Raw genomic sequence first — 10,593 nt, forward strand, 5'->3', positions numbered from 1 at the left:
TCGGCGGACCTCGGGTAGCGAATCGATTTCGCAGCGTAGTAGTTCCATGACCATCCTGCCATCCGGCCCCGCCTCGCGTCGAGGAGGGTCGATCGCCGAGGGCCCGGGTGACCCGCTGCCGGCACACGTGCGGACCGAAACCCTACCCACCGGTAATCTGCGGGTCTAGACTGCCGCCATGACGGCTGTCCAGGTCCCCGGCGTTCCGGTTGTCGACAACGGCCTGCTGATCTCGACGAATCCGGCGACCGGCGCGGAGGCCGGCCGGTTCCCGGTCAGCGACCCGGCCGGGGTCGCTGCGGCGGTGCGCCGCGCCGCCACCGCCGGGGACTGGTGGGCCGGCCTGGGCTTCGCCGGCCGACGGGACCGGCTGCTGCGCTGGCGGTCGACCCTGGCCCGACGGATCGAGGAACTCGCGGCACTCTGCCACGCCGAGACCGGCAAGCCGGTGGCCGACGCCATCGTCGAGGTCATCACCGCGGTCGAGCACATCGACTGGGCCGCGCGGAACGCCCGTCGGGTGCTCGGGCCCCGCCGGGTCCGGTCCCGGCTGCTGCTCGTCGAGTTCGGCGCGCACCTGGAGTACCAGCCCTACGGTGTCGTCGGCGTGATCGGCCCGTGGAACTACCCGGTCTTCACCCCGATCGGTTCGGCCGCGTACGCCCTGGCCGCCGGGAACGCGGTGGTCTTCAAACCCAGCGAGTACACCCCGACGGTCGGGCAGTGGCTGGCGGACACCTTCGCCGAGGTGGTGCCGGAGCACCCGGTGCTCCAGGTCGTGCACGGCCTCGGTGACGTCGGCGCCGCGCTCTGCCGTTCCGGGGTGGGCAAGGTGGCCTTCACCGGCTCCACCGCCACGGCCAGGAAGGTGATGGCCGCCTGCGCCGACTCGCTCACCCCGGTGCTGCTGGAGGCGGGCGGCAAGGACGCGATGATCGTCGACGACGACGCCGACCTGGACGCCGCCGCCGAGGCGTGCGTGTGGGGCGCGCTCACCAACGCCGGGCAGACCTGCATCGGCATCGAACGGGTCTACGCCGTCGACGCGGTGCACGACCGGTTCGTCGCCAAGGTGGTCGAACGGGCCGGCCGGCTGACCGTGGGCGCGGACGGCGCGGACATCGGACCGATCACCATGCCGAGCCAGGTGGACGTGATCCGGCGGCACATCGACGACGCGGTGGCCCGGGGTGGCCGGGCGGTCCTGGGTGGGCCGGAGGCGGTGCAGCCGCCGTTCGTGCACCCGACCGTTCTGGTGGACGTCCCGGAGGACGCCGCCGCGGTACGCGAGGAGACGTTCGGCCCGACGATCGTCATCAACCGGGTGTCCGACGTGGACGAGGCGGTCGACCGGGCCAACGCCGTCCGGTACGGGCTGGGTGGTTCGGTCTTCGGCCGGCGGCGTGCGGTGGAGGCGGCCCGTCGGCTGCGCTCCGGGATGACCGCGATCAACTCCACCCTCAGCTTCGCCGGCATGTCCACCCTGCCGTTCGGCGGGACGGGCGAGTCCGGCTTCGGCCGGATCCACGGCGACGACGGGCTGCGCGAGTTCGGCCGGGCCAAGGCGGTCACCCGACGGCGCGCACCGTCGCTGATGCCGGCGATGACCTTCGAGCGGACCCCGGCGCAGGTGGCCCGGCTGGTCAGGACGATCAAGGCGATCTACGGTCGGTGACTGTCGGATAACCGATGGTCCGGTGGAATCGGAAGATTCAGAGATTCCACCTGGGTAGGGCCATCGGTACATTGCCGACATGGGCCTGCACTCGCTGCGTTTCCAGCTGGTCGACAACGAGGACTCCTGGGCGGCCCGCCGCCGGCAACGCCGGGCCGGCTGGCTCGCCGAGACGTTCCCCCGGTTGGCGGAGATGTCGGTGCTCGACCTCGGCGGCCGGGTCGACACCTGGCTCCGTGCCCCGGTACGCCCCGCGCACGTGCACGTGGTCAACCTGGAGCCCGCCCCGGCGGAGGTACCCGACTGGGCGGAGGTGGACCACGCCGACGCCTGCGAACTGCCGTCGGACATCACCCGTCGCCGCTACGACCTGGTCTTCTCCAACTCGGTCCTGGAGCACGTGGGCGGGCACGAGCGGCGACTGCGGTTCGCCGCAGCGGTGCGGACCCTGGCCGACGCGCACTGGGTGCAGACCCCGTACCGCTACTTCCCGGTCGAGCCGCACTGGCTCGCCCCCGGGATGCAGTTCCTACCGGTGCGGGCCCGCACCATGGTGGCCCGGCACTGGCCGCTGGCGCACTCCCCGGCGAAGAGCCACGAGGCCGCCATCGCCCAGGTGCTCTGGACCGAGTTGCTGGACCGCTCGCAGCTCCGGCACTACTTCCCCGACTCGACGATCCGGGTCGAACGCCTCGCCGGCCTGCCCAAGTCCCTCATCGCCGTGCGGGCGTAGCCGGTCAGAACAGGGTCAGCTCGTCCCGCTCGATGCCCCGCAGCTTGTCGTAGTCGACCACGACGCACCGGATACCCCGGTCGGTGGCGAGTACCCGCGCCTGCGGCTTGATCTCCTGCGCGGCGAACACGCCGGCCACCGGTGCGAGCAGCGGATCCCGGTTGAGCAGTTCGAGGTAACGGGTGAGCTGCTCCACCCCGTCGATCTCGCCACGCCGCTTGACCTCGACCGCCACGGTGCCGGACTCGGCATCCCGGCAGAGCAGGTCCACCGGCCCGATCGCGGTCATGTACTCCCGGCGGACCAGCGTGTACCCCTCGCCGAGGGTGGCCGGGTTCGCGGCCAGCAACTCCTGGAGGTGCGCCTCCACCCCGTCCTTCCGCAGCCCGGGATCGATCCCCAGCTCGTACGAGGTGTCCTGGAAGATCTCCTCCAGGGTGATCCGCAGCTCCTCACCGGCCTTGTTGACCACCCGCCACACCCCGGGCGCCTCCTCCAGCCGGCAGGGCGGGCTCATCCAGTTCAGCGGCTTGTAGGCCCGGTCGTCCGCATGGATGGAGACCGAGCCGTCGGCCTTCACCATCAGGAGCCTGGTGGCGGTCGGCAGATGCGCCGAGAGCCGTCCGACATAGTCCACTGAGCACCGCGCAATCACCAACCGCACCCGACGAGGGTAGCGGAGCCGGTCGGCCGCCCCGCCACGCGACGCGGCACCACCGCGCCCGGTCCCGGCGGTACGGCCGATCGCGCCGAGCGGTACTGGCGCCCCGGTGGGATGCTGGGACACGTGCTCGAAGTGCTGACCGGCGCCGGTCTCGCCGCCTCGGCGGGGTTGAACGCCTACATCCCTCTGCTCGCCCTCGGCCTGCTCGCCCGCTACACCGACCTGATCAACCTGCCGGCCGGCTCCCAGTGGCTCGCCAACGGCTGGGTGATCGCCATTCTCGTGGTCCTGCTGGCGGTGGAGGTGGTCGCGGACAAGGTGCCGGTCGTCGACCACGTCAACGACGTGTTGCAGACCGTGGTCCGGCCCACCGCGGGCGGGCTGGCCTTCGGTGCCGGCTCGGCCTCGGAGACGGTGACGGTCACCGACCCGGGTCAGTTCTTCTCCTCGCACCAGTGGGTGCCGATCGCGGTCGGGATGGTGATGGCGTTCGGGGTGCACGGACTGAAGGCCGCCGCGCGCCCGGTGATCAACGCCACCACCGGCGGGGTCGGCGCTCCGGTGGCGAGTACCGCCGAGGACGCCACCTCCGTGGTCATGTCCCTGGTCGCCATCGTCCTGCCGGTGCTGGTCCTCGTGTTCCTGGTCGCCCTGCTCGGCTTCGCCTTCTGGATCGTGCGCCGCCGCCGGTCCCGACGACGCGAGCGGCAGGCGGCCCGGGCGGCCAGCCGGCTCTGACCGCCAGCCCTGCCGGGTCTGACCACCGGCCCCGCCACGTCTGACCGACAGCCCCGCCAGGGCCGGGTGGCACCGCCCGGCCCGCCCCTGGTTGACCCGCTGTCGAGCTGCTGGCAGAAACGGAGCGCGGCCCACCCGCCGATCCGCTAGCACATCCGGAGCAGCTCGACAGCGTCCCCGCAGCACCGTGCCGCTCCAGTCGACGGCCCCGCCCGGGCGGCGCTCCGGTCGATCCGTCCCGGCGGGTCCGGTCGATCCGTCCGGCCAGACCGGTCGGCCCCCGTCCGGGTGAGGCTCGGGCCCGGGGCAGCCGGTACCCCACCGCGCTTGCCATGATCGAGCCGTGCAGGTGAAGAATTTTCGGACATTGCTGGTCATCATGGTCGCGGTCAGCGTACTCGGCGCGCTCATCCTCACGCTGGGGCTGGTCCGCAGGTCGGGACCGGATGCCGCAGCCCCGGACTTCGTCCCTGCGGAGGCCGGCTCCGGACGCCCGACCACCCCGACCAGCAGTCCGACCAGCAGTCCGACCGGTACCCCGACCGCCCCACCGACGGGGACCGGCCGACCCGGCGCCACCCGGCCGGGTACCCGCCCACCCGTGGTCGACCACGGTCCACGGACCGGCAACCGGGTGGCGCTGACCTTCGACGCGGACATGACCGACGGGATGCTGTTCAACCTGCGCAGCGGCAAGGTCGCCTCGTACGCCAACCTGAAGATCCTGGACCTGCTGGAACGCGACCAGGTGCCGGCCACCTTCTTCCTGACCGGCAAATGGGTCGAGCGGTACCCGGAGGTGACCGCCCGGATCGCCGGCAACCCCCGGTTCGAGCTGGCCAACCACACCTACGGGCACCTGGCGTTCACCGGCGACTGCTACGGCCTGCCCCGGATCCCCACCCAGCAGATGACCCAGGACGTGGCGAGGACCTTCACGATCGTCGAGCGGTACGGCGGCCGGCAGACCCGGTACTTCCGCTTCCCCGGTCTCTGCCACGACGGCGCGGCGCTGGCCGCGCTGGCCCCGCTCGGCGTCACCGTGGTGGACGGGGACGTGGTCAGCGGTGACCCGTTCGCCACCGCCTGGCAGCCCATCGTCCGGGCGGTACTGGACACGGTCCGCCCCGGGTCGGTGATCATCCTGCACGTCACCGAGGCGAACGCGGCGATGACCGACGAGGCCCTGCCGCACATCCTGGCCGGACTGGCCGCCCGGGGCCTCACCCCGGCTCCACTCTCCGCCGTACTGGGTGACGGACCTGCGGATTCCTGACCGGAAAACTGATCAAAGCCTAATATCGGGACAAGAAACCCGAGGAGGCCGAGATGACCGCAGCGATGGAGATGCCACCGGTGCAGGAGTGCACGGTGACGAAGTGCTCGTACAACCACCGGCAGGGCTGCCGCGCGTTCGCCATCACCGTCGGCAGCAGCGACCATGCCCGCTGCCACACCTTCATCGAGATGCCCACCAAGGGCGGCGTGGGTTCGTTGACCGCCCAGGTCGGCGCCTGCCAGCGGGCGGACTGCCGGCACAACGCCGACCTGGAGTGCCGGGCGCCGGGCATCCGGGTCGGCGCGGCCATGGCCGACTGCCTGACCTACGAGATGGCCTGACCCACGGGGCACGACCTGCCCCGGCCCGGTCACCCGGTCCCGGCCGCCGGCAGGTCGGCTCAGCCGGACAGGCCGTTGGCCTCGCGGACCACGGTGACCAGTTCGTCGATGATGCCGGTCAGGGCGAAGTCCTTCGGGGTGAAGACCCGGGCCACCCCGGCGGCCCGCAACTGCCCGGCGTCCCCGGCGGGGATGATCCCGCCGACCACCACCGGCAGGTCGGCCCGGCCGGCGGCCCGCAGGCCGGCCAGCACCGCCGGTACCGCCGCCAGATGTGATCCGGAGAGGACGGAGAGCCCCACCAGGTCGACGTCCTCCTCCACCGCCGCCGCCACGATCTGCCCGGCGGTGAGCCGGATGCCCTGGTAGACCACCTCGAAACCGGCGTCCCGGGCGCGTACCGCGATCTGCTCGGCGCCGTTGGAGTGCCCGTCCAGGCCGGGCTTGCCGACCAGCAGACGCAGCCGGCCGGTACCCAGCTCGCGGGCGGTCGCCGCGACCCGCTCCCGGACCCCGGCCAGGCCGGCGTCGCCACCCGCCCCGGGCCCACCGGCCAGGCCGGTCGGCGCCCGGTACTCGCCGAACACGCCGCGCAGCGCGCCGGCCCACTCGCCGGTGGTCACCCCGGCCCGCACGCAGGCCAGCGTCGCCGGCATCAGGTTCACGGCGGTCGCGGCGTCCGCGCGCAGCCGGTCCAGGGCGACGGCCACCGCGTCCGCGTCCCGGGCGGCCCGCCACTCGCGTACGCTCCGCACGGCCGCCTCCTCCACCGCCGGGTCGACCTGCTGCACCGCCTCGGCACCGGCGGCGGTCAGCGGGGACGGCTCGGTCTCGGTGAACCGGTTGACGCCCACCACCACGTCGGTGCCGGCCTCCATCCGGCGCCGCCGCTCGGCCAGCGAGCCGACCAGGGCGCTCTTGAGGTAACCGGTCTCCACCGCGGCGACCACGCCGCCCATCTCCAGTACCCGGTCCAACTCGACCCGCGCCCCGGCCACGATCTCGTCCACCAGGGCGGTCACCACGTACGAGCCGTCGAAGAGGTCCGGGTACTCCAGCAGGTCCGACTCGTACGCCAGCACCTGCTGCATGCGCAGCGACCACTGCTGGTCCCAGGGGCGGGGCAGACCCAGCGCCTCGTTCCACGCCGGCAACTGCACCGCACGGGCCCGGGCGTCGCGGGACAGCGTCACACCGAGCATCTCCAGCACGATGCGCTGGATGTTGTTCTCCGGCTGCGCCTCGGTCAGGCCCAGCGAGTTGACCTGCACCCCGTACCGGAACCGGCGCTGCTTCGGGTCGGTCACGCCGTACCGCTCGGCGGTGATCTCGTTCCAGAGCCGGCCGAAGGCCCGCATCTTCGCCATCTCCTCGACGAAGCGCACCCCGGCGTTGACGAAGAACGAGATCCGCTGCACCACGTCCCCGAGCCGCTCGGCGGGCACCTGGCCGGAGTCGCGTACCGCGTCGAGCACCGCCACGGCGGTGGCCAGCGCGAACCCGACCTCCTGCACCGGGGTGGCCCCGGCCTCCTGGAGGTGGTACGAGCAGATGTTCACCGGGTTCCAGCGGGGCATCGCGGTCAACGTGTACGCGACGACGTCGGCGGTCAGCCGCAACGACGCCGCCGGCGGGAAGATGTACGTCCCCCGGGAGAGGTACTCCTTGATGATGTCGTTCTGCGTGGTGCCGGCGAACCGGGCCGGCTCGGCGCCCTGCTCCTCGCCCACCGTGGCGTAGAGGGCGAGCAGCCACATCGCCGGGGCGTTGATCGTCATGGACGTGTTCATGTCGGCCAGCGGGATGCCGTCGAACAGGGCCCGCAGGTCACCGAGGTGGGCCACCGGCACCCCGACCCGACCCACCTCACCGGCGGCCAGCTCGTGGTCCGGGTCGTACCCGGTCTGGGTGGGCAGGTCGAAGGCGACGGAGAGGCCGGTCTGCCCCTTGGCCAGGTTGCGGCGGAAGAGCGCGTTCGTCGCGGCGGCCGACGAATGCCCGGCATAGGTGCGCATGACCCAGGGCCGGTCCCGCTCGGGCAGCCGGCCCGACACTGCCTTGTCGTCCATGGCCGGAGTCTAAGTTACCGTTCAGTACCCCGCGTCGGTGAAAAACCACACAGGTCAACGCCCCGACGTGTGCGACGCGACTCCCCGCCCCGGATCGTTGCACTCCGCCCCGACCACGCATAGTTGACGGCATGCATGACGAGCTGGCGATCTCGGTCCGTGGCCTGCGCAAGTCGTACGGCGGCAACCCGGCCGTGGCCGGCGTCGACCTCGACGTCCGCCGGGGCGAGGTGTTCGCGCTGCTCGGGCCGAACGGCGCCGGCAAGACCACCACCGTCGAGATCCTGGAGGGGTACCGGCAGCGGGACGACGGAACGGTGCGCGTCCTCGGCAGCGACCCCGCCGACCCGGCGCCGGACTGGCGGTCCCGGGTGGGCATCGTGCTCCAGGGCACCGGCGAGTTCGACGAACTGACCGTCGCCGAGGTGGTGCACCACTTCGCCGGCTTCTACGCCGGCGCCGACGACCCCGACAAGGTCATCGAGCGGGTCGGGCTGGCCGGCAAGGCCCGGGCCCGCACGCACACCCTCTCCGGCGGGCAGAAACGCCGGCTCGACGTGGCGCTCGGCATCATCGGCCGCCCCGAACTGCTCTTCCTCGACGAGCCGACCACCGGGTTCGACCCGGAGGCCCGCCGGGAGTTCTGGGAGCTGATCCGGGACCTCTCCGCCGCCGGCACCACCATCGTGCTCACCACCCACTACCTGGACGAGGCGGAGACCCTCGCCGACCGGGTCGGGGTGATCAGTTCCGGCCGGGTGATCGAGGTCGCCACCCCGGCCCAGCTCGGCAACCGGCAGGACGCCCAGGCGACGGTCTCCTGGCGTACCCCGGACGGGACGGCGCAGAGCGCGCAGAGCGCCACGCCGACGGCGCTGGTCGCCGAACTCGCCGCGCGCTTCGGCGGCGAGGTGCCGGGGCTGACCGTCACCCGGCCCACCCTGGAGGACATCTACCTGCGCATGATCGGACACCGATGAGCACCACGCTGAAGCCGGCCGCGCCGACCACCACCACCGCGCCCCGCCGGCCCGGTCCGCTGGCCCTGGCGGCCCGGCAGGGCCGGCTGGAGATCCGGCAGTTCCTGCGCAGCCGGGAGTCCGTGGTCTTCACCATGGGCTTCCCGATCATCATGATCCTGATCTTCGCGGCGATCTTCGACGACGAGATCGGCCCCGGGGTCAGCTACACGCAGTACTTCATCACCGGCATGATCGCCACCGGCCTGATGACGGTCAGCTTCCAGAACCTCGGCATCTGGATCCCGATCGAACGGGACCGGGGGGTGCTCAAGCGGCTGCGCGGTACGCCGATGCCCAAGTGGGTCTACTTCGCCGGCAAGGTGATCATGGTGGTGGCGATCGGCATCGCCGAAACCGCCCTGCTGCTCGCCGTCTCCGTCGCCCTGTTCGACCTCGAACTGCCCGGCACCGCCGCCAAGTGGTTCACCTTCGCCTGGGTCTCGGTGCTCGGCGTCACCGCCTGCACCCTCTGCGGCATCGCCATCTCGTCCCTGGCGCGTACCGCCCGCAGCGGCTCCGCCGTGGTCACCCCGGTCGCCCTGGTCCTCCAGTTCATCTCCGGGGTGTTCTTCGTCTTCACCAGCCTGCCCAGCTGGATGCAGCAGGTCGCGGCCCTCTTCCCGCTCAAGTGGATGTGCCAGGGCCTGCGCTCGGTCTTCCTGCCCGACGCGTTCGGCACCCAGGAACCGGGCGGCTCGTTCGAACTGGGCCGGGTCGCCCTGGTCCTGGCCGCCTGGTGCGTGATCGGCCTGCTGCTCTGCCTCGGCACCTTCCGCTGGACCACCCGCCGCGACGGCTGAGGTGTAAGGAAGGGCCCCTTCTTAACGCTTTCGGTAGAGGAAGGGGCCCTTGTTAACACCTCACCGGCCGGCGCGTGACAGGTGGGGCGTGTGACACGTGACCGGCCGGGCGGGTCGCGCGACACCGGCCGGGCGCGTGACCCGCCCCGGAACCGGCCGGGCGCGGCTCAGTACGTGTAGAAGCCCTTGCCGGTCTTGCGGCCCAGGTCCCCGGCGGTGACCATCCGCTGCAACAGCTCCGGCGGGAAGAACTTCTCGTCGGCCGTGTCGGTGTAGATGTTCTTCGAGGCGTGCAGCAGCACGTCCACGCCGGTCAGGTCACAGGTGGCCAGCGGCCCCATCGCGTGACCGAAGCCGAGCCGGCAGGCGGTGTCCAGGTCCTCGGGCGAGACCACGCCCGACTCGACCAGCTTGACCGCCTCCACCACCAGTGCGGCGATCAGCCGGGTGGTGACGAAGCCGGCGATGTCCCGGTTGACCACCACCACCGTCTTGCCGATGCCTTCGGCGAACTCCCGGGCGGTGGCCAACGTCTCGTCCGACGTCTTGTACCCGCGTACCAGCTCGCAGAGCTTCATCATCGGCACCGGCGAGAAGAAGTGCGTACCCACCACCGACTCGGGCCGCTCGGTGACCGCAGCGATCTGCGTCACCGGAATGGCCGACGTGTTCGTGGCGAGCACCGTACCCGGCTTGCAGAGCTTGTCCAGCGCCCGGAACACCTCCTGCTTGACGTCCAGCCGCTCGAAGACCGCCTCGACGACCAGGTCCGCTTCCGCGACCGCCTCCAACTCGGTGGTCGGGGTGATCCGCCCGAGCGCCGCCTCGACGTCGTCCGCCGCGATCGTGCCCTTGGCTGCGAACTTCTCCAGCGACCTACGGATCCCGTCGAGACCGCGCTGCGTCGCCGCGTCGTCCAGGTCCCGCAGTGTGACCTGCCAGCCCGCCTGGGCGGCCACCTGAGCGATACCCGCACCCATCAACCCGGCCCCGACGACCGCGAGTCGACCCGCCATCTCTTTCTCCCTCGCCTGGATTGGCTGCAGTGTCAGCAATTAGCTGCGCTGTCAGCGATCGGCTGCACTGTCAGCACCCTAGCGGGCACCCCTGAACGATGGCTAAGCGCGACCGGTGGTGGGGATGGCGAAGACGGGCGGGCCGGCAGCCCTGCGTCGATCATGGACTTGTGGTGCCCCGCAAAAGCCGTATAACGCCTGAAAATTCCCTCCACAACTCCATGATCGGCGCGCCGGGGCGGGGGCAGGACGGGCC

10 protein-coding genes are annotated in these 10,593 nt (G+C 71.7%); 7 read left to right on the forward strand and 3 right to left on the reverse strand.

Annotated features, from left to right (window positions below; genetic code table 11):
* Positions 1-178: 178 nt before the first annotated feature.
* Positions 179-1,675, forward strand: coding sequence for an aldehyde dehydrogenase family protein (locus tag GSF22_RS04320; protein WP_208811417.1), 1,497 nt, complete (start codon positions 179-181; stop codon positions 1,673-1,675).
* 79 nt (positions 1,676-1,754) lie between these two features.
* Positions 1,755-2,408: a methyltransferase domain-containing protein gene (locus GSF22_RS04325; protein ID WP_208811418.1), complete on the forward strand. Its 654-nt coding sequence runs from the start codon at positions 1,755-1,757 to the stop codon at positions 2,406-2,408.
* A gap of 4 nt (positions 2,409-2,412) precedes the next feature.
* Here the strand turns inward: GSF22_RS04325 and nucS are convergent, their stop codons facing one another.
* The gene (gene nucS / locus GSF22_RS04330; protein ID WP_208811419.1) at positions 2,413-3,072 is read right to left on the reverse strand and encodes an endonuclease NucS; all 660 of its coding nucleotides are present in this window, start codon (positions 3,070-3,072) and stop codon (positions 2,413-2,415) included.
* A gap of 123 nt (positions 3,073-3,195) precedes the next feature.
* Here nucS and GSF22_RS04335 point away from each other — a divergent pair, with 123 nt between their 5' ends.
* The 3 genes from GSF22_RS04335 to GSF22_RS04345 all read left to right on the forward strand — a co-directional run bounded on the left by GSF22_RS04335 (position 3,196) and on the right by GSF22_RS04345 (position 5,430).
* Positions 3,196-3,810, forward strand: a complete 615-nt coding sequence (locus GSF22_RS04335) for a DUF4126 domain-containing protein (RefSeq protein WP_208811420.1) — start codon at positions 3,196-3,198, stop codon at positions 3,808-3,810.
* Between the two features lie 349 nt (positions 3,811-4,159).
* Positions 4,160-5,086: a polysaccharide deacetylase family protein gene (locus GSF22_RS04340; protein WP_307803710.1), complete on the forward strand. Its 927-nt coding sequence runs from the start codon at positions 4,160-4,162 to the stop codon at positions 5,084-5,086.
* Positions 5,087-5,139: 53 nt separating this feature from the next.
* Positions 5,140-5,430, forward strand: a complete 291-nt coding sequence (locus tag GSF22_RS04345; protein WP_208811421.1) for a DUF1540 domain-containing protein — start codon at positions 5,140-5,142, stop codon at positions 5,428-5,430.
* A 59-nt stretch (positions 5,431-5,489) separates the two neighbouring features.
* On the opposite strand, the gene GSF22_RS04350 is transcribed toward GSF22_RS04345, so the two are convergent.
* Positions 5,490-7,499: a protein meaA gene (locus GSF22_RS04350; RefSeq protein ID WP_208811422.1), complete on the reverse strand. Its 2,010-nt coding sequence runs from the start codon at positions 7,497-7,499 to the stop codon at positions 5,490-5,492.
* Between the two features lie 131 nt (positions 7,500-7,630).
* Here GSF22_RS04350 and GSF22_RS04355 point away from each other — a divergent pair, with 131 nt between their 5' ends.
* Both GSF22_RS04355 and GSF22_RS04360 read left to right on the forward strand, forming a co-directional pair.
* Complete coding sequence (locus GSF22_RS04355; protein ID WP_208811423.1) at positions 7,631-8,479, forward strand: ABC transporter ATP-binding protein; 849 nt, start codon at positions 7,631-7,633, stop codon at positions 8,477-8,479.
* Positions 8,476-9,321, forward strand: coding sequence for an ABC transporter permease (locus GSF22_RS04360; RefSeq protein ID WP_208811424.1), 846 nt, complete (start codon positions 8,476-8,478; stop codon positions 9,319-9,321). The genes GSF22_RS04355 and GSF22_RS04360 overlap by 4 nt, the downstream gene beginning before the upstream one ends.
* A gap of 167 nt (positions 9,322-9,488) precedes the next feature.
* Here GSF22_RS04360 and GSF22_RS04365 read toward each other — a convergent pair whose 3' ends face one another.
* Positions 9,489-10,337, reverse strand: coding sequence for a 3-hydroxyacyl-CoA dehydrogenase family protein (locus tag GSF22_RS04365; protein WP_208811425.1), 849 nt, complete (start codon positions 10,335-10,337; stop codon positions 9,489-9,491).
* Between the last annotated feature and the right edge of the window lie 256 nt (positions 10,338-10,593).

This window comes from Micromonospora echinofusca (assembly GCF_017614955.1).
Taxonomy (GTDB): domain Bacteria; phylum Actinomycetota; class Actinomycetes; order Mycobacteriales; family Micromonosporaceae; genus Micromonospora; species Micromonospora echinofusca_A.